This window comes from Streptococcus mitis (assembly GCF_002096755.1).
Classification (GTDB): Bacteria; Bacillota; Bacilli; order Lactobacillales; family Streptococcaceae; genus Streptococcus; species Streptococcus mitis_AC.
On sequence record NZ_NCVF01000017.1, the window covers coordinates 1 to 19369 of the forward strand.

The following is a 19369-nucleotide window of genomic DNA, read 5'->3' on the forward strand; positions in this document are numbered from 1 at the left end:
TGTTTATGGACGGATTATTATCTAAAGATCACCATATTTTGGGCTATGCAGATGAATCTGGTGAAATCGTGAAGATGAAAGTTTTGCCTAATGATTTCCGTGATTATATTGAAAAAGGAATTTCCGGTTTTTATGGAGAAACTGTTAGATATGACAGTTCAACAGGAAATGTTTCTGTTGTGAAATAAACTATCTGACATAGTAAAAAGAAAAAAGCGAACAGTTTTGTTTACTAGGAAGTCATGTTCATTTCACTATAGAACAGGAGGAAATAACTATGAAAAAATCTAAACTATTCACTCTTGGTTTGCTTATAGGTGCTGGTCTGCTTTTATCTATCAACCAAGCACAGGCTGCAGATACTTGGGTTAAAAATGGTGCTGACTGGAATCTTTCTCAAGATGGCAGTCTCGCTAAAAACAAATGGGTACAAAATGCTGGCTCATGGTATCATTTTGACAGCACTGGTAAAATGCAGACAGGCTGGCTCAAAGAAGGCAATACTTGGTATTCACTAGCAGATAGTGGTGCTATGCGCACAGGCTGGTACAAGGAAGGCAATACATGGTACTCACTCGCAAATAGTGGTGCCATGCGCACTGGCTGGTATAAGGAAGGTAACACCTGGTACTCATTAGCTAATAGTGGCGCTATGCGTACTGGCTGGTACAAAGAAGGCAACACATGGTACTATCTTCATTTTAGTGGTTCTATGATGACAGGTTGGGAGTGCATAAATGGTGATTGGTATTATTTTGAACAATCAGGTGCAATGGCCTCTGATAGAGTTGTAAATTCTAGTGATGGAACAGGCTATATTCTCAGCAAGGATGGACATATGTTCACTTTACAAGATAGCCCTTATAAACATGATGATATTGTTCGTTTAGGCGATGGATATGAATATCTGATTAAAGCAAAATATGATGGGAATAAATTTACTGATGTTATAGTGGCTAAAAACACTTGGTATGTCAAACCTGAGTTCAAGAAGTTTTCCGACAAATATGGGGATCATGTTGCAAATATAACCTTAGCTTTAGTGGATAATAAAGAAAAAGGACAAGAAATTGATCCTAAAGCTGTTATTCGTAATTTCCAAAATCTGCCAGGTCGATATTACTTTGGAGCAGATGGTCGTAGAGTATTACCACTTCCAGAGATGACAACTAGATCAGAAATCAAAAAAGTTGGCAATGATCTTTATCTAGAAGACCCAGGTGTACGACTTAGACTTCCGTCTACTTACTTCACAATCAATAACAATAAACTATACTATTTAGAAAATGAACAAGGTAAGCTTAAAACAGGTTACTTTGTACTGATTGATGATGGAGCAACCACTACTCACTATCACATTCTAGCCTATGCGGATCAATCCGGTGAGATTCTTAAGATGAAACGCTTGCCATCAGGAGTTAGAGATTATCTTGACAAAGAAATCGATGGTTTCTATGGTCAAAAAATTAAGATTGAATCTCCACACTCAAACGAATATTACAAAGTGGTTGTGGTTAAATAAGAAAAACGAATCGCCTAATGAGGGATGTATGGGCGATTCGTTTTTTAACTGTAATCAGCCACTACTGAATACCTTTTATAAGATTATATTTGAATTCTAAAGAAAATTAAGAAGAAACCATACTTCCAGCAGGATTGAAAAGCGCATGTATGTGTCCTAAATTGGGAGAATTGAATAAATAACATTGAGAGAACGTGAATAGCGTTCTCTTTTGTTTTTCTCAATTTAATCTCAGGAGGTCACAAATGACATCAAAAGAAAAAGAAACACGTGAATTGATTGTTTCATTCTTGATGAAACAGACAGGGATAACCCGTCAAGAATTAATAGACAACATTAAAGAACTAGAATCTTTTGGATTGATTGCTTTTAACTCAAAAGGTGACCTTAGATTTAGGGAGGTTTAGGTATGGAAAGAATCTCACTTGCACAGGTTAATAACGGAGAAAGATTCTTCCGTGTACCAAAGTTGCTTTTTGAGTCTGAACTCTATAAAAAGATGTCTGCTGAGTCTAAATTGCTTTATGCCATCCTAAAGGATAGATTTGAGCTATCAGTAAAAAACAACTGGATTGATGCTGATGGAAATATCTATTTCATCTTTACCGTTGAAGAAATTGGAGAGATGTTAGGTTACGGAAAAGATAAGGTTATTAAGCTGAAAAAAGAGCTGAAAAAATATGACCTACTTGAAGAAGTTCGCCAAGGTTTAAACAAACCAAATTTGATTTATCTTGGTTCTTTAAAGGTTGAAAATGAGGCTAAACCCTTGATACCAGCGGAATTCGGAAATTCCGACTTCCAGAATTCTGAAATTCCGAATTCTGGAACTCTGGAAAACAGAATTCAAGACTTCGGAATTTCAGAACCTAATGATACTGATTCTAGTGAGCCTGAGTTTAGTGATACTGATTTTAGTTTAGAGGAGGAAGAAGAGAAAGCCCCTCAAAATTCTGAAGAAAAAAATAGAGTCAATCTTTCCCGAAAAGTTGATAAGGTGACTAAGTACGACCGAGACTATATTTGGAATTTGGTTCATGCCCAGTTGCTGAAAGAAAACTTTTCACAGTCAGCCGCTGATTATGCGATGGTACATTTTGATGACCGCTATGAATACGCTTTAGAGAATATGAAATATGCTAGCTCCTCGGAGAGGATTGCTGAGTATGTCTTTAATGGCATAGTTGCTGAATGGAATCAAAACATAAGGAAACAACAAGCAAAAAGACAGCAAAATATATAGTTTTCTTTTCAGTATAATCTGATTTGACCTTGGCAAGTCGATAAACTACCAGGAACGTTGACAATAGAATACAACTTCTGTCCTGATACAGCGTGACTATGAGATAAAAAATTGGGGGCGGAATGTAAAGCTAGAGATCTAGTCTCAGTCACAAATTGCATTTAAGCAGGTTTTGACCGTTTGCATATTACCACAAAACGGTGCGCATGAAACACGGATATAACCGAGGGGGGTTATACGGCATGGGTGTAAATCAACCTGAATTTATTCGAGAAGGAGAAAAGAATGAATAAATTTAAAGAGGAAGCAGACAATGATGTTTGCATAAGAGACCTAAAACAATTAGGCAAAGAAGGTGGTGCAACAGCATACTTGGATAATGGACAAATAGTGAAATTAAAAGCTAAGTATGGCACTATATCAAAAAAAGGATATATTGCAGGACGTCCAATGAAATTGGAACTTAAAGTTGAATATAAAGATATTTTCATATCAATTCGTACAATAGAACGACATGGAGTTCTTATAGCTAGAAGATGTAGATATGGTTCTAAGAAAGTTCTAAAATTAACTGGACGAGGTTTTCACCGCTGTAAAAAAAAAGTATGGAGGACAGAAAAATGACAGTTGGGCAAGACAGGAGAAAAAGTATGAACCTTGCCAGTCGTCCAATCAAAGATAATAATGTTCCTGTTTCTTTTGATATTGTAGAACATATTGCAATATTATCTGAAAATGAATCAGGATGGAAGAAGGAACTTAATAAAGTTTCTTGGAATGGAACACAGCCTAAATTTGATATAAGGTCATGGAATAGTGACTATACAAAAGCAGGCAAAGGAATCACGATTTTTGAGGATGAAATGATTATTCTCATGAATTCAATCAAAAAACTAAACTTAACAGAAAGTAATAAAGAGGATTAAATCTAATGGAAACAGCAGTAAAAGTATTTCAAATTGTTCAAGCAGTCGTAATCATCACTGGGCTTGTATGGGTTTTATCAGGAGCCATCGATTTCTTTGGTGGTCGTAACAATAACGATTCAATGCGTCAAGAAAAAGGCGCAAATTCGATGGTAAATGGTGGAGCTATCGGTGTAATCGGTGGTGCAGTATGTCAAGCAATCATTGCAGCGCTTCAAGCAATCAACTAAAGCCTGAAAGGAGCTAGAGGGAATGGATAATATTACTAATTCCCTAGCTGAATATAGTTCAACAGTCAACCAGTATTCTGATCAAATCAATAATGCCTTGTTGCCAGTTGCTTCAATCCTGATATTAAGTTTCTTTTTAGTTGATATAATCTCTTGGAATAAGAGACTTGGACAAGAAGGAGGAAGTCTGACTGTTCAATTATGGATGGAAGTTGCGCTAGGATATGTTATTGCTTTTTTGCTAGTATATAATATTTCTGCAATATTTGACTTTATTGTTTTGATATTTAACAAAGGAATTACTTTGGTAAATGGAGTTCTACCACAGAGATCATTTGATGTAGAGGTTGACACTTCAGGCATCAGTGGATGGATTTTTAAACAGATTGTTTCACTTGTTGCTAAAACAGTTGATTTTATTGGTGATATTTGTGCCAAAATAATTGTTTTCTTACGTTTTTTCCAAATGTATATTTTGAAAGCAATCTCACCATTAATTGTTGCCTTTTTTATGTCAGAGCAAACAAGACCAGTTGCTATTAATTTTTTGAAGCATTTTGCATCATACGCACTGCAAGGACTTCTAATTGTTATTATAGTGAGCCTTTATCCTGCATTAGTAACAGATGATATGTTTAAAGCAGGTTCAGGAGACTGGGTTGTTGCATTTGCATCAATTGGAAAAGGTGTTGTATATATTATTGCAATATTCGGAAGTCAAAAATTAGCAAAAACACTTTTAAATGCCATGTAAAAAAGCAATAAATTTGGTAAAATAGTTCCATAAGGAGGTGAGTTCATGTCAGAAAAACGATACTATATCAAGCGAGAAGGAAACCATTTCAAATTGTCTCCTCAATCGCAAGAAGAACCATTAGAAACCTCTACGTCAGTTCAATCAAACGCTCCAAAACGAGTGAAACGCTCCATTTGGTCAATGATTGGCAACTTCTTTAGTATGTTTTTATCAGGTCTGATTTTGATTATTGGATTTCTGATTGCTACTCCTTTCTTTTTAATAAATTTATTGATTAATTGGATCAAATTATCTATTGGATTTGCAATTTTTTGGGCTATTGCATATATCGTATATGATACAATTATTCTTAACAATATGTCACTTGGTGTCCATCCATTTAATACAACAATTGTATTAACTATAATGGGTTTAGGCTTCATAGCTTCAATTTTTGTGACGATTGCTCAAATAAAAGAATAAATTGACTTTAATATGTTGAACTGACACTTTGCTTGCAAAGTGTTTTTATTATAGCTAGAAAGAAAAATGATGAATAAACTAGGAAGCGAATTTCTGAAAGAATTTGATAATTACGAAAGACCAATTGCATTTGGACTGACAAAGCGGTTATTAATTATGATGCTCGGTATAGGAATTGTTATCTCTTTAACTATTTCAATATCGCTAATGGAATTATCAGATATTTTTATGTATCTTGTAGCTTTACTGATCGCACCGCCATTTATTGTTTATGGACTAGGATTTGATGAATCAGTCAAGGATAAGATATTATTTAATTTAAAAGTTCAAAAACGTTCATATATTACAGAATTTAGAGAAGAGGAGGAACTCAAAAAAGATGATTTTAAGTATTGGAAAAAAGTCAAAGAGTATGACGAAAGCTGAAAAAGAGAGAAAAGCACGTCTAAAACGCTCATTGAAAGCATCTACTCAAAATACTATCAAATATAATAGTTTATTTGAAAGTGGGTTGATGCACATTGCTAAAAACGAATGGTCAAGAACCTATCGCTTGGGTGACGTTGCCTATCTATCCGCTAACCAGGAAGAAAAGATTGACGTGATTGATACACACGCTGAAGCGCTCAATTCACTTGATGCAGGCTCTACTTATCAGCTCCTGGTTATCAATCGGAAAATCGAAGACAACGCTGTTGACCAAATCAAATATGATGAAGTTGGAGACGGTTTTGATGATTTTCGCAGAGAGTACAATGAAATTATCGAAAGTCGTTTTTCAAGCGACTCTAAAAATTTTCAGGTAGAGAAATATGTTACTCTTAGAACTGAAGCATATAATAAAAGTCAAGCAGATTCTATTCTGAATGAACTTGGGAACTCTCTTGAAAATCAATATGCTCAGATGGATATTACATTTAAAGAGTTGGGTGGAAAAGAAAGGCTTGATATATTTTCTGAACTGCTAAATGGTAAACGGAAGTTACCTTATTCATTCAGAGATATTGCATTGTCTGAATTGCATACAAAAGACTTTATTGCACCTAACAGGCTTCATTTTTTAGAGAACCGTTTTCGTATTAACGAAGAAGTGGCTAGAGTCATGTATGCTAAAAATTTCCCTACTTTTCTTACTGACAAGATGATTAAAAATCTTACCGATATTGGTGTTGAGTTGGCGATTACAATACATGCAGAGCCTTATGAGCCATCCAGTTTTATGAAAAAAATCAATAACATTGATACGACAATTAAAGCTGAAATGGTTAAAGCTCAACGTTCAGGGGCTCAAGAAGGTATCGATCAAGATTTAGCCGTTAGTGGTAGAGCCAGGGAAATTTCAGAATCGACGAGACGTTGGAAAGAAGAGATTGATGATAACGATCAAAAGGCTTTCTCAGGAATTATTGCTATTTACTTCAAAGCTAAAGATGAAGAAGAATTAGCAAGTGTCACGGATAAGATTCTGACTGCTTCTCGTAAAGTAGGAGTTGACTTCCAGGAGTGCTATTATTATCAAGAAGAAGGATTGAATACAATTCTTCCTATCGGGCACACTTTTTTAAATGTGAAGCGTAGATTTGTTCGTGATATGACTACTGCAAACATAGCTACACAAGTACCGTTCACAAATGTTGACTTAAAGTCAGAAAGCCCACGTGCACTATATTATGGCCAAAATCAATTATCTAATAATGTTATTACAATTGACCGTAAAGCAGACCTTAATACTGGTTCAGGGGTTGTACTTGGTTCTTCAGGTTCAGGTAAATCTGTTACAGTTAAAACTATGGAAATTATACCAACTTATCTGAAGAACCCTGAAGACCGTATCATCATTGTTGACCCTGAAGATGAATATTCAGATATTGGTAGAGAGTTTGGCGCTCAACAAGTCGATATTTTTATCGGTTCTAAGTCGCACTTAAATTTGTTAGATTTGCCTGACATGAGTCAACTGAAGGACGAAGATAATGATCCAATTGGTGATAAATCAAATCTTCTGATGGGGTTGTTTGAATCAATCCTTGATGAAGTCGGTGACGTGCAATATACCATTATTGACCGTGTGACACGTGAAACTTATAAACGGTTTGCGGATGAAGATAGAACGCCAACGCTTGCAGATTGGCACGATATTTTACAAGAGCAGGAAGAACCTGAAGCCCAGGAGTTAGCGCTTAAATCAGAAATATATGCTAAAGGTTCACAAAATATCTTTGCACATGAAACAAACGTAGATATTACAGATCGTTTTGTTGTCTTCAATTTGAAGCGTTTAACAGGTAAATTAAAGCCATTTGCAATGATGGTTATTCAGGATTATATTTGGAATCAAGTTGTCGCTTCCCAAGGGAAACTCACTACTCGCATTTATTTCGACGAGGTACAGCTCTTCTTCAAAGAAGAAGTCCAGGCTATCTTCTTTACAGAGTTGTATTCACGGGTTCGTAAATACGGGGCGATTGCAACAGCCATCACACAAAATATTGAAACCCTGATGAACAAAGAAGAAGGGCGCAAGTTGGTATCTAATAGTGAGTTTATGATTCTCTTGAAACACAAGAAATCAGACTTATTGGCTCTTTCTAAAGCCATTACACTTACTCCAACTCTTACCAGGTATATTGAAAAACCAAAAGCAAAAGGAACGGGCTTGATTGTCGCAGGTCAAGTGGTTGTACCTTTTGAAAATCCAATTCCTCGACATACACGATTATTTGAATTAGTTGCTACAGATGCGTAGGAGGTGTAATTTTGTCAAGAAAGACAAGGAAGGAATTACGTCAAGCAACTCGTGAATATAAGGAAGCCAAAAAAGACATTCGTAATGCTAGAAAAAAATATGCTAAAGCAGATAAGAGGGATAAACAGCTTTTACAGCCAAAAACAGAAGCAGAAAAGCGTTACCTGAAGCAGAAGAAAAATGCAAGGCGACAAGTTGCTAGTAAAGAAATATCTCAGCTAAAAGAAAGAAAAAAGGAAGCAGGTGTTAAAAGAAGGCAAGCGATTCAGAGAAATGGAGGAACGACTCCCCAAAAAGTCGGTAGATTGGCACATAATCAAGCAACTCAACTTGTAGATGGTGCTTTTCAAGATAATGACTATTTAGAAGATGTTGCTTCAGCAAGACAGAATATCAGACGAGCACATGTAGAAGTTAGACAAGCAAAAAAAATTGGAAAGTATTCTATCAAAATAGCTTCAAATTCAGTAAGAAATGCTTATGCATCAGGAAATAGGACTTACAATCTTGTTCGTGGAAAGGGGTTTACAAGAACACCTGTTAAAGCTCGTTGGGAAACAAAAGTAAAAAATAAGTACCAACTATTAAGAGCGAAAACTAATGCTTCTAAAGCAGGGAGATTTGGTAAAACTGTAAAAAAAGTAACTTCTAAAATTAGTAAGCCGTTATTCACTATCCTAAAAAATCCTTTAACTGCAAAATCATATATCGTTTTGTTTATTATGTTTTTAGCAATTGCTATTTTTGGGGCAATGGCAGGAGGAGGAAGTTCGACTGTAGCACAAAACGAGTTTGATCTTACAGAAGCCTGGACTCATATTTCAAAAATTGATAGAGAAAAATCAACAGATAAGGTCGATTATTGGACAAATATTGATGAAATAATGATGTTCATGGGTTACAAGTATGAAGATTACAAGCTAGATTCACCCTATAATACGGATAAGAAGTGGTGGGAATTAAATCATTCTTACAGGGAGCTTCTTTCCGATATTTGGGGAGAATTAAATAAAGATAAAGACAATCTAAAAACAATGTCTGATATCTATACTTCATCTGAAAATAAATATCTAAGATTGAGTGAATCCGAGTTAAAAGAGTATAACGAAGTCTTAGAACAGGCAAAACAAGTAGGCTATTATGTAACATATAATGATTTAGCCAATCCATTTAATTCAACGTCAGATGATGAAAAAATAGATCCTATACGTATCGATAAAAGGTTTGGCTATGTTTCAAAAACAGAGATATATAATGGTTCTGTTTTGCAAGCGAATCAAGGGGCAAAACTTTATGCTGTAATGGATGGTACAATTTCTGTAAAAGAGCAAGATGTGATTATATCATCAGAAACGGCAGAATTTACTTATAAGAATGTAACTCGTGTTCGTGTCAATGATGGTGATAAGATTAAAGTCGGGAATGAAATTGGTGAGGTAAGTGATGTAGGAGGGCAAGAAGTTTACTATAGAAAACTCAAAAACAAGAAAAAGAAAGAATGGGTTTGGGTAAATGTTGGTTTCTATCTTCCAAAAGTTGAGTATAATCAGACTACTTCAGTAATTTCAGATATGAACCTAGACGGTGATATTGGTAAAAAAATAAATGATATATACAACTTCTTCAAAAAACAAGATAGTAGCGTAACTTTAAATGGTATCTCAGCAATTCTAGGAAACTTTTGGACAGAATCTTCAATAACAGCAAAACGTGCTGAAGGAGATTATCTGAATCCTCCCGTGGGAGCTTCAGCTAGCTCTTGGGATGACCCTACCTGGTTGAATATGGGGAATGCTGAAGTGTATCACGGGAAATATCCAAATATTGTCCATCGAGGGATTGGACTTGGACAATGGACTGATACCCGTGATGGTTCGATTAGACATACAATGTTATTGAACTATGCTAAGGAAAAAGGAAAAAAATGGTATGATCTTGAACTTCAACTTGACTTCATGCTAAATGGTGATTCTCCTTACTACATTGAACATTTAAAGAATATCCTTCATTCAAATGATGATGTAGATTATTTAACTAATAAATTCTTGGTTAATTGGGAAGGGAACGAAGGAGATAAAGTAAAAGAACGGCAACATAATGCACAACAAGTTTTATCGTATCTCAAAAATCCTAGAGGTCACACTAGAGGAGGAAGTTCTGTTTTAGAAAGTTCATGGGGTTTCCCTTCAGAGTATTCATCTAAAATATCTAGTTATCCTTCAGGAGCTACCGTTTCGGCTAGTCTTGATGGTAATACTTATCCTATTGGCCAATGTACCTGGTACGTGTATAATCGATTAGTAGAAGCAGGAGCTCCTCATTATAATTGGTTAGGAGATGGACAGAACTGGGTTAGAGGATTGGTTGCCAGGGGATGGCAATACAGTTCAACTCCTGTAGCAGGAGCAGTTATGTCAATTCAAGGTGGTTTTTGGAATACTCCTGAAGAGTATGGGCATGTATCTTATGTTGAACATGTAAATGAAGATGGCAGCTTTCTAGTTTCTGAATGTAATATTCGAGGAGTTCAAGATAGAATACATTGGACTCTTTGGACAAATCAAAGTTACCTTTCATTTGCAATTCCGCCAAAATAGAAGAAAGAATGGAGAATTATGATAGATTCATCTAAATTAAAAGTAATAAAATTTATTGGTTATATACTATTGATTATCCTTGCCGTATTTCTTGGAGTAGGTATAGGACAAACAGTAGCAGATCACAATCAAAAAAAGGAGAGTGCTGAAAGTAAACAGACAGCAAAACAGGAGGGGCTTAATCAGGAAGAGGTAAAAGAATTTTTAGTGAACTATTATACCAAAAAAGACCTTGGAGAGAATAGGAATCGCTATAAAGAGTATATGACTGATGGTCTATATAAACAAACAATAGCTAAAGAAGAAGAACCTGTGAGCCAAACCTATAAAGGATTTGTTGTAGATTTTCAGTTTAAATCAGCAGAAATTTATATCAATCAAGAGAAGTTACAAGTTATAGCGCAAGTAAATTATGTAAATACTTTACTAGATGAAAAGAAAAACTATAACACTGCTCAAAAAAATGTTTTGAACAAAAAGACGCTGAGAATAAGTTATACTAATGAAAATGGCAAAATGAAAGTAAATAAGATGGAATCCATTATTTTAACAGACCAAACAGGTGACTATGGAATTTTGGATAGTACAAAACCATCTGAAGGTTCTACAACAGATTCATCAACAAAACCAACGACAACACCTAGCACCTCAAATTCAAATTAAAGGAGAAAAATATGGCACCGAAAAAGTCACAAACACAATCATTAAAGGGAAAACTTGAAAAATTTAATGCTGAGTTAGAAAAAATTCAAGAACAGAAAAGAGCCTTGAATCAAAAGGAAAAAGAGTATGAAGCGAAAATTAATGCACTTCAAGCAGAATATATCATTGCGTTAATGGCTGAGTCAGGTAAGTCTTTTGATGAATTTGAAAATTTTGCATTTAATAATTCTAACCAGGTAAATTCTTCTGAAGAGGTCGGTGAGGGTCATGTTCAGAATTATTAATCTACAAACAAATCAGCAAGAAACCTGTCAAAATAGGGATGAATTACTATCTCTTATTAATGATAGGTCGGTTTGGGCAGAAGATAGAGGAGAAACTATAACTATTCAAATAGATCAATTGGGAGAAGAGGGGATCATTTTAGACAGTCTATCTTTATCTCTCCCTCTTGAATCAATTGTGGAAGAAGCGCTCTCAGGATTTGGTTTTAAAAGAGAAAAAAAATCATTTGGATTTTTAAAATCAAATAAGCAGAAAAAAGAAAAGCGTACCTCTGTTAAAAAAGATAAAAAGTTAGAATCTCTTAAGAGCGTAGAACAATCTCAAAATAACCTGGTTGAAGATAAAAAAGAGACAGAAAAATTGATTAATAAATCAGTCTCAGATAAGCCAGTAAAAACTAGAAAATTAAGGTTTGGTTCGCTTGTTCTTACAATAGTTATCTGTTTAATTACAATAGCATCTATTGCTTCACTATCTCTTGTTCAAGTTCAATCTAAGAAAATTAATGAGCTTGAAAATCGGATACAGCTTGAAGAGAAACAAGGGAAAATTGAAGTTTTTGGTAGATTTTTTATCGCAAATTTCTATACTGGAAAAAGTGAAAATATTGTAGATTTTTTAAGCAGTGAAATGAAGTCTGAAGGTCTTGAACTCAAAAAAGGAGTTAAAGCACAATCAACAATTTACGAATCACTAACCGAATCACAAGATATTATTCAAGTTACATTTGTGATCACTACAACAGAAGACTCGAATAATATTAAAACGATTAGAATGACTCTTCCTGTACGTGAAGAGGAAAAATCAATGTATGGCTATGTAATCGTAGGTAAACCTATTATTACAGGTTTTGCAGAATAACAAACATTAAAATCAATATTAAAATCAACATTAAAATAAATACAAAAGAGGAAGAAAACATGAAAAAATGGGCTAAAATCATCACACTATCATCTATTGTCGTACTTGCTTCAGCAAGCGCTCAAATAGCTTATGCAGATACAAACACTTCAAAAAATGAAACAGCTATTCCTGTTGTAGTGCCAAATACGGGAGCTACAACAATTCCATCAAGTGATACAACTGTTCCTGCTGTAGCGCCAAATGCTGGAACTACAACAATTCCATCAAGTGATACAACTGTTCCTGCTGTAGCGCCAAATACTGGAACTACAACAATTCCATCAAGTGATACAACTGTTCCTGCTGTAGCGCCAAATACTGGAACTACAACAACTCCATCAAGTGATACAACTGTTCCTGCTGTATCACCAAATACTGGAACTACAACAACTCCATCAAGTGATACAACTGTTCCAACTTCACCTTCAGAACAGCCTTCTGTTGTAGCTCCAACTGATCCTGGAGCAACTGTAGCAACTGGTTCAAGCTCACAAGCTTCATCAAGTAGCAGTTCTTCAGCAACTACACCGACTTCTGAAGATAAGAACAAAAAAGACAATGCTACGTCAGATAATAAGGTGAGTGTTCCAACTATTGATGGGGGAACAACTACATTAATTCCTGATGTAAAAGTTCCAACAAATAACCCTGGCGTATCTGCTCAAACCGCTGTAGAAGCAGGTGCTTCTCAGGTAGGAACAACGTCGCAAGTAACAGGTCAAGTTGTTCAAGAAGTATCTCCTAGCGCACCAGTACAGACAGAAACAGGTGCTTCAATTGTAAGCACTCAGAACGGCAACGTTGTCCTCTCAGATGGTTCTGTAGTAGCGCCTGAGGTAGTTGGGGGAACAGTTAATGAAGATAAGACTATCTCGGTTACTGACAAAGATGGTAAGCTCAAAACACTTCCAAATACTGGTCTTAAAGAAAGTATATTACTAACATCTGCAGGTTTTGGACTATTGGCTATAGTCGTGAGCTTTTTCTTAAAGAAACGTTCAAATTAAGGAATACGATAAAAGCACTCTTTTGAGTGCTTTTTTAGAAAGGAGGATAAAAATGGATCAGGAGAGAATAGGAATTAAAGTAGCCGATATATATAAATTAACAGGAGAAATGCTCCTAAAATCAATGTATTATGCACTTGAAGAATCGTATCACAAATTTAATCATTATCTTGAAAACAAGACATATACGGATAAAATCAACTGGAATCAGTTTATGGCAACAAAGGAAACAAAACATTTTGAAACGTTTCTGAACTCTGAACTGAACTCTGAACGTCTTGAAGAATATTTAAAGCAGTATGAAGTTGGCTTTTCTATAAAAGATAATGGTAACGGTACAAGTACAATAGCTATTGATGCAAAGAACGTGCAAGCCTTGGAAGCAAGTTTCAAAGGGGTCATTAATGATTTGACAGATCCAACCAAAGCTGAAAAAATAAATGAAAAAATCATTAATTCACCTAAAAATATGAATCTCAAGCAAAAAATTGCCTATTATAAACAACAAGTCAAGCGTGATATGAAATCAAAAGTCAACACGAAAACAGCTAAAAAAACAAAGGCTAAAGAAGAAAGAGGTTTATAAATGATTAATGAACAGAAAAAAAGAAAATTTCTTCCTTACGTAGTTGTGGCGCTAATTCTTTTTTACGTAGTACATTGGCTAGTTAAACTTTATGATACTGCTCCTATGACTCCAGGAGTCATTTTATTTGATAATGCACGTATTGATTGGATGATCAATAATTGGTCAAGTAAATCATTAATAGATTTTAAATTTACAACCATAAGCCTGTACAGCGGAGGAACAGCATCATTTATTGTTCTAATGTTTTATTTTCGCATAGGTGATAGGGGGCGTTATCGGCATGGCGAAGAATACGGCTCGGCACGTTACTCAACGATTCAAGAAATAGCTTCGTTTAGAGATAAAAATCCTGAAAATGATATGATTTTTAGTCAAAATGCTCGAATGGGGCTTTATAATAAACGCCTTCCCTTTAATAGACAACTGAACAAAAATACTCTTACAGTAGGTTTACCAGGGGACGGGAAAACTTTCACCTTTGTGAAACCTAACCTGATGCAAATGAATAGTTCATTTGTTGTCACTGACCCGAAAGGTCTTCTTGTCCGTGAGACAGGAAAAATGTTTGAAGACCACGGCTACAAAATCAAAGTCTTTGACCTGGTCAATCTGACCAACTCTAATCAGTTCAACGTCTTTCACTATATGCACGATGAGCTAGATATTGATAGAGTTGCTGAAGCGATTATCGCAGGGACAAAACGGTCAGATAACATTGGTGAAGATTTTTGGAATCAGGCAGAAATGCTATTAATAAGGGCATTAATTGGATATCTTTATTTTGATGGAAAGGTATTAAATAAATACGAGCCAAATATTGCTCAAGTAGCAGACCTTTTGAGAAATATCAAAAAAGATGATGATGAAATTCCTAGTGTTGTAGAAAGAATGTTTGAAGAACTCGAAGAGGAATTACCAGGTAACTATGCTAATAGGCAGTGGGAATTGTTTAATAGCAACTTTGAAGGCAAAACAATGACGTCTGTATTATCTATTGCTTCTTCACGTTTTGCCGTCTTTGACCATGAAGCGGTTAGAAACTTGACCGCCCGTGACTCAATGGAAATGGAAAAATGGCAGACTGAAAAAACAGCCGTCTTTATCGCTATTCCTGAAACAGATAAGTCTTTCAACTTTATTGCTACAACAATGTTTACAATGATGTTTAGACAATTACCTAAAACGGCAGATGAAATTATCCAGGGATTACATAATGATTGCAAAGCTGAAGATTTACTTCACATACGACTAATATTAGATGAATTTGCCAACTTTGGACGTTTCCCAAACTTCACGGAAACACTTTCTTCAGTTCGCTCCCGTGAGATTTCAATTGATATTATCATTCAAGCCATTAGTCAATTGAAGGCACTCTATAAAGACCAATGGGAGACCATATTCAATAACTGTGCTACCCTGGTTTACTTGGGGACGAATGATAAGGAAACAATGAACTATTTCTCAATGCGAAGCGGTAAGCAGACTATCAATGTTAAGAATCAGTCGCAAACAAGAGGAGTGCAAGGGTCAAGCAGCCAGACTCTTCAGACGATTCAACGTGACTTGCTCACACCTGATGAGGTGGCTCGTATTGGGGTTGATGAAGCTCTAATTTTCATATCAAAACAAAATGTATTCAGAGATAAGAAAACTAATGTATCTCAGCATCCACGTGCTAAAGAACTGGCGAATAGTCCAAGTGATACGAACTGGTATCGTTATACCCGTTCCATGTCTGATATGGATGACTGGGACATTAATGTAAATCATAACAGGCAAATAAATGCTAGTGCTTCTGAAATATTGACAATGGAATTACCTTTTGAAATTTCATAATTGGAGACGACAATGAAAGAAACAAAGAAAGTAAAAGGCATAGGCTATTTTGATTCATTCTTTTCAGCTTTAGATATATCAACAATAGCTTCTGCACTAAAACAATTTGCGTTGGAAGAACGTGTAACAGAAGATATTGAACCAGGTGAAATCCTAAATCATTTTATTAGCACAATCATAAGAGAAATAGAACTAGAGGAGTTTATAACATTAGCTCCTCAACTCTTTACATATCCTACAACATATGATGGCATCTTGGAAGTCGAAAGTATTCCTATTTCACACGATCAACTACACTATCTACAAGAAAATATAGATTCATTACTTCAAACTAAAATAATAGCTACTTAATGAATAGAGGAAGTGCCAATGACAAATATTGAAAACTTAAAAAATCTATCAATCCTGGACGTAGCAAATAAGCTAGGAATGGAAGTTAAGCGTACAGGAACAAACACTTTTTCATGGGCAGAACATGATTCGTTTACAATTAATACTAGAGATAATTATTTCAATTGGTTTGCCCGTAGCAATGGCGGTGATGTGATTAAAATGGTTCAAGTCGTTCAGGAAGAATTGACAGGGGAGAAGCTTTCTTTTAAGCAAGCAAAACACTTCTTGGAAGAAGGTAGTTTTGACGTGGTCGATGTGACCAACGTTCCTGAAAAAGAACCCTTCAGCTATTACCTTGAGCCTTATGAAACTAAGTTCATAGAAGCCAGGGAATATCTGAAGGATGTCAGGGGCTTGTCTGATGAGACGATCGATTTTTTCGTAGAAAAAAACGTCTTATCACAAGCAACTAAAAAGACAGGGGACTACTATGAACCTGTCATTGTTTTCAAGAGTTTAGACAACCAAGGAGAGGTTATAGGCGCTTCTCTTCAAGGTATTAAGGAAAATCATGACCTTTACGAGAGAGGGCGCTTAAAACAGATTATGAGGGCTTCTGATGGTATGACGGGAATGCACGTTGATATTGGAACACCTAAACGATTAGTCTTTGCGGAAGCTCCTATTGATTTGATGAGCTATTATGAGCTTCACAAGGATAGTCTTGAAGATGTCCGCCTGGTTGCGATGGATGGCTTAAAAGAATCAACGGTGAGTCGTCACGTGGCAGAACTCTTGTCTGAAGTTGGTGAACTTGATGATGAGGTTTACCAGGAGAAAAAATCTTCCTTCCTCGCTAAAACAGCTAAATTAAGCACTTTTTTTAAGGATGGAAAGCACCAGGACTTAATTACCCTTGCAGTTGATAATGATGAAGCAGGTCACGCCTTTATTGAGCGGTTGACCAATAAAGAAATTGGATTGACTCCAGATCTCCCCCCGAGATTGGAAAGTCAGGACAAGATGGACTGGAATGATTACCTGAAGGAGAGCAAAGAAAAAGCCCTTGACCGAAGTCAAGAGCCACTTAATAACATTGGGGGCGAACTAATCAATCGCAATTCCGGTTATTTAGAAGGCGAACCTTCAAGGACAGCACCACAGCCTGAAGAGTCAAAGACTCAACCTGATTTTCCTGCCAATGTTCAATTACATTTTAACATTGATAGGTCAAAAGAGTCAAGTGTTGGGCTTAGAAATGGCTATCATTATGCGACTGATAAAGATTTGAGGTATCTCAATCGTTACGCTGAAGAATTTCAAAAATCGGCTGACTGGTATCTTAATGAGTTGGCTGATAGTAAGGTCACGTATTTTTACCAGGATAAAGAAGACGTTCAGATGCTTCAGGTGGATTTTGAAAAAAGGCATTGGATGCACTTGACAGGGATTGCTCCTGTTTATCATGAGTGGGCTGAAAATTTATCAGAGCAATTCATTGAAGACGTAGCTTCAGGAAAAGGCGATTTTGCAAATTTAACAGTTGGGATTGGCTTTAGAGATAGGGCAAAATTACTCCCTATGCTCCCTGAAATCTTTGAGTCAGATTCTTTTGTCTTTGATGATTTATCTTCCGTTGAGAAGATGGGGCGGTTAGATGTTTCAAGTGCTATTCGTTCAGACGATAAAGATATTCTTTTAGCTTTTCGGACGGATGATAACTCAACCTTCCCTGCAACATTGCTGAAGCCTAGCCGAACGCTCAACATTGAACTGGATACTTTAAATCAAGAAAAAACGATATTAGGGGTCTTTGTTGAGAAAGACGACAGCATCAAAACAATGTCAATCAATCCTGAATTTGTTAAAGATAATGGACAAGCAATGCTTGATATATTGCGACAAAATAAAGATTTTGAACCCTTTAAAGATGAACCAAATTTACAAAATGGAGGTCTAGCTATGGCAGACAATAATGAACCAAATTTGAGAAATCGCATTGAGCAAATTCTCAGAGAAGACGAAGAGAAAAAACAAGCTGAAGCACGAAAAGAAGAGCTTGAACGTGATTCAGATGGTGATGGTATTCCTGATGAAGTTGAAAAAGCTCAAGGGACAAGTCCTTTTAATGCTGACACAGACGGTGACGGAAAGTCAGATCATGAAGAGGTCAGTTATGGGTCAAACCCGATTGACAGCAATCATCCAAATAATCAAAATCAACCTTCACCTGAACCACAAAAAAGCGTTGCTGAACTGATTCAGGCAAAAGACAGTAAGGGGCTTTCTCAACTTTTGAAGGATGGCGTTAAAGACTATTTTCAGTCTGACACTTACAAACAATACTTGACCAAAATGAGTAAATTTCACAATTACTCACCGAGAAATATTCAGTTGATTTTAATGCAAAACCCTGAAGCTTCTCACGTGGCATCCTTCAAAAAGTGGAAGGATGAATTTGAGAGAAGTGTCAATAAGGGAGAAAAGTCATTACGGATTTTTGCCCCTATAACTCTAAAAAGACGAGACCCTAAAACTAATGAACCACTCTTAGATGAGAATGGAAATGAACAAACATTCATGTCTTTCAAACTTGTCCCAGTCTTTGATGTCTCACAGACAAATGGAAAAGAATTACCCAAACCAGTCTATGAACTTGAGGGGATTTATGAAGATTATGGCAATCTTTACAAGTCAGCTAAAGAGGTATCTGAAGCTAATGGTGTTCCCCTTTCATTTAGCAAAGACACTAAAGGCTCTAACGGTTTTTATTCCGTAACCAACAATGAAATTGTGATTAAGCAAGGGATGTCTGAGCAACAAACACTAAAAACAATCTTTCATGAAATGGCACATTCTGATCTACACAACATGGAGAAATTACAAGAAACTCCTCTTAAAAGAAGTACCGCAGAATTACAAGCTGAGTCAGTTGCTTTTGTGGTAGCTAGTCATTATGGGCTAGATACAAGTGAGTACAGTTTTGGTTATTTGGCAACATGGACAGATGACCCTAACGGACTATCTGACTTAGAAGGTCAAATTAAAATTGTACAAAAAGAAGCAGATAGTTTGATTTCAAAAATTGATAAAACCCTTGAAAAGTATCAAACTAAAGAACTGACAAAGGATGCCTTTCAAGAAAAACTTGACCGCTTGAAAAACCAATCTAAAGAAAAATTGGTTGACCCTAAAGAGAAAGAGCAGGCGAAAGATGCTCCAAAAAAAGAGCAGAAGAGCGACAACGAGATGAACCTGTAGAAGACCTTG

At 35.9% G+C, this 19369-nt stretch carries 19 protein-coding genes and 1 pseudogene; all 20 read left to right on the top strand.

Features of this window, described 5'->3' with window-relative positions; translation table 11 throughout:
* Window positions 1–188: pseudogene (locus B7700_RS01020) on the top strand (N-acetylmuramoyl-L-alanine amidase family protein); the annotation flags it as partial.
* Between the two features lie 89 nt (window positions 189–277).
* Entirely contained in the window at window positions 278–1522 is a 1245-nt protein-coding gene (locus tag B7700_RS01025; RefSeq protein WP_060627605.1) for an N-acetylmuramoyl-L-alanine amidase family protein, read from the top strand.
* A 245-nt stretch (window positions 1523–1767) separates the two neighbouring features.
* The gene (locus B7700_RS11165) at window positions 1768–1929 is read left to right on the top strand and encodes a hypothetical protein (protein ID WP_020902600.1); all 162 of its coding nucleotides are present in this window, start codon (window positions 1768–1770) and stop codon (window positions 1927–1929) included.
* A gap of 2 nt (window positions 1930–1931) precedes the next feature.
* Window positions 1932–2765 (top strand): replication initiator protein A, encoded by an 834-nt coding sequence (locus tag B7700_RS01030; RefSeq protein ID WP_084886534.1) that lies wholly within the window; start codon window positions 1932–1934, stop codon window positions 2763–2765.
* Between the two features lie 285 nt (window positions 2766–3050).
* Entirely contained in the window at window positions 3051–3389 is a 339-nt protein-coding gene (locus tag B7700_RS01035; RefSeq protein ID WP_084886536.1) for a hypothetical protein, read from the top strand.
* Entirely contained in the window at window positions 3386–3691 is a 306-nt protein-coding gene (locus B7700_RS01040; protein WP_239822538.1) for a YdbC family protein, read from the top strand. Before B7700_RS01035 ends, B7700_RS01040 begins: the two co-directional genes overlap by 4 nt.
* A gap of 5 nt (window positions 3692–3696) precedes the next feature.
* Window positions 3697–3921, top strand: a complete 225-nt coding sequence (locus tag B7700_RS01045; protein WP_020902610.1) for a hypothetical protein — start codon at window positions 3697–3699, stop codon at window positions 3919–3921.
* 22 nt (window positions 3922–3943) lie between these two features.
* Entirely contained in the window at window positions 3944–4675 is a 732-nt protein-coding gene (locus B7700_RS01050) for a type IV secretion system protein (protein WP_084886542.1), read from the top strand.
* 45 nt (window positions 4676–4720) lie between these two features.
* Window positions 4721–5140, top strand: a complete 420-nt coding sequence (locus B7700_RS01055) for a lactose transporter (RefSeq protein ID WP_192855640.1) — start codon at window positions 4721–4723, stop codon at window positions 5138–5140.
* Window positions 5141–5206: 66 nt separating this feature from the next.
* Entirely contained in the window at window positions 5207–5566 is a 360-nt protein-coding gene (locus B7700_RS11170; protein WP_239822539.1) for a PrgI family protein, read from the top strand.
* Complete coding sequence (locus tag B7700_RS01065; RefSeq protein WP_084886545.1) at window positions 5520–7886, top strand: VirB4-like conjugal transfer ATPase, CD1110 family; 2367 nt, start codon at window positions 5520–5522, stop codon at window positions 7884–7886. Before B7700_RS11170 ends, B7700_RS01065 begins: the two co-directional genes overlap by 47 nt.
* Before the next feature lie 11 nt (window positions 7887–7897).
* The gene (locus B7700_RS01070; protein ID WP_084886548.1) at window positions 7898–10483 is read left to right on the top strand and encodes a phage tail tip lysozyme; all 2586 of its coding nucleotides are present in this window, start codon (window positions 7898–7900) and stop codon (window positions 10481–10483) included.
* Between the two features lie 18 nt (window positions 10484–10501).
* A complete protein-coding gene (locus tag B7700_RS01075; protein ID WP_084886551.1) occupies window positions 10502–11146 on the top strand; it encodes a hypothetical protein in 645 nt (214 codons plus the stop codon).
* Window positions 11147–11157: 11 nt separating this feature from the next.
* Window positions 11158–11430 carry a hypothetical protein gene (locus B7700_RS01080; protein WP_084886553.1) on the top strand — a complete coding sequence of 91 codons (273 nt, stop codon included), beginning with the start codon at window positions 11158–11160 and terminating at the stop codon, window positions 11428–11430.
* On the top strand, window positions 11414–12292 hold the full coding sequence (locus B7700_RS01085; RefSeq protein WP_084886556.1) for a hypothetical protein: 879 nt from the start codon (window positions 11414–11416) through the stop codon (window positions 12290–12292). Before B7700_RS01080 ends, B7700_RS01085 begins: the two co-directional genes overlap by 17 nt.
* A gap of 59 nt (window positions 12293–12351) precedes the next feature.
* On the top strand, window positions 12352–13341 hold the full coding sequence (locus B7700_RS01090; protein ID WP_084886559.1) for an LPXTG cell wall anchor domain-containing protein: 990 nt from the start codon (window positions 12352–12354) through the stop codon (window positions 13339–13341).
* Between the two features lie 52 nt (window positions 13342–13393).
* The gene (locus B7700_RS01095; protein ID WP_084886562.1) at window positions 13394–13927 is read left to right on the top strand and encodes a hypothetical protein; all 534 of its coding nucleotides are present in this window, start codon (window positions 13394–13396) and stop codon (window positions 13925–13927) included.
* Window positions 13928–15766 carry a VirD4-like conjugal transfer protein, CD1115 family gene (locus B7700_RS01100; RefSeq protein WP_084886563.1) on the top strand — a complete coding sequence of 613 codons (1839 nt, stop codon included), beginning with the start codon at window positions 13928–13930 and terminating at the stop codon, window positions 15764–15766.
* A 12-nt stretch (window positions 15767–15778) separates the two neighbouring features.
* Entirely contained in the window at window positions 15779–16117 is a 339-nt protein-coding gene (locus B7700_RS01105) for a hypothetical protein (protein WP_084886565.1), read from the top strand.
* An 18-nt stretch (window positions 16118–16135) separates the two neighbouring features.
* Window positions 16136–19360 (top strand): PBECR4 domain-containing protein, encoded by a 3225-nt coding sequence (locus B7700_RS01110; RefSeq protein ID WP_084886568.1) that lies wholly within the window; start codon window positions 16136–16138, stop codon window positions 19358–19360.
* The last annotated feature ends 9 nt before the right edge of the window (window positions 19361–19369 follow it).

Coding starts and splice junctions, on each gene's coding strand:
- B7700_RS01025 (WP_060627605.1), top strand. CDS start 278: ATGAAAAAATCTAAACTATTCACTCTTGGTTTGCTTATAGGTGCTGGT.
- B7700_RS11165 (WP_020902600.1), top strand. CDS start 1,768: ATGACATCAAAAGAAAAAGAAACACGTGAATTGATTGTTTCATTCTTG.
- B7700_RS01030 (WP_084886534.1), top strand. CDS start 1,932: ATGGAAAGAATCTCACTTGCACAGGTTAATAACGGAGAAAGATTCTTC.
- B7700_RS01035 (WP_084886536.1), top strand. CDS start 3,051: ATGAATAAATTTAAAGAGGAAGCAGACAATGATGTTTGCATAAGAGAC.
- B7700_RS01040 (WP_239822538.1), top strand. CDS start 3,386: ATGACAGTTGGGCAAGACAGGAGAAAAAGTATGAACCTTGCCAGTCGT.
- B7700_RS01045 (WP_020902610.1), top strand. CDS start 3,697: ATGGAAACAGCAGTAAAAGTATTTCAAATTGTTCAAGCAGTCGTAATC.
- B7700_RS01050 (WP_084886542.1), top strand. CDS start 3,944: ATGGATAATATTACTAATTCCCTAGCTGAATATAGTTCAACAGTCAAC.
- B7700_RS01055 (WP_192855640.1), top strand. CDS start 4,721: ATGTCAGAAAAACGATACTATATCAAGCGAGAAGGAAACCATTTCAAA.
- B7700_RS11170 (WP_239822539.1), top strand. CDS start 5,207: ATGATGAATAAACTAGGAAGCGAATTTCTGAAAGAATTTGATAATTAC.
- B7700_RS01065 (WP_084886545.1), top strand. CDS start 5,520: ATGATTTTAAGTATTGGAAAAAAGTCAAAGAGTATGACGAAAGCTGAA.
- B7700_RS01075 (WP_084886551.1), top strand. CDS start 10,502: ATGATAGATTCATCTAAATTAAAAGTAATAAAATTTATTGGTTATATA.
- B7700_RS01080 (WP_084886553.1), top strand. CDS start 11,158: ATGGCACCGAAAAAGTCACAAACACAATCATTAAAGGGAAAACTTGAA.
- B7700_RS01085 (WP_084886556.1), top strand. CDS start 11,414: ATGTTCAGAATTATTAATCTACAAACAAATCAGCAAGAAACCTGTCAA.
- B7700_RS01090 (WP_084886559.1), top strand. CDS start 12,352: ATGAAAAAATGGGCTAAAATCATCACACTATCATCTATTGTCGTACTT.
- B7700_RS01095 (WP_084886562.1), top strand. CDS start 13,394: ATGGATCAGGAGAGAATAGGAATTAAAGTAGCCGATATATATAAATTA.
- B7700_RS01100 (WP_084886563.1), top strand. CDS start 13,928: ATGATTAATGAACAGAAAAAAAGAAAATTTCTTCCTTACGTAGTTGTG.
- B7700_RS01105 (WP_084886565.1), top strand. CDS start 15,779: ATGAAAGAAACAAAGAAAGTAAAAGGCATAGGCTATTTTGATTCATTC.
- B7700_RS01110 (WP_084886568.1), top strand. CDS start 16,136: ATGACAAATATTGAAAACTTAAAAAATCTATCAATCCTGGACGTAGCA.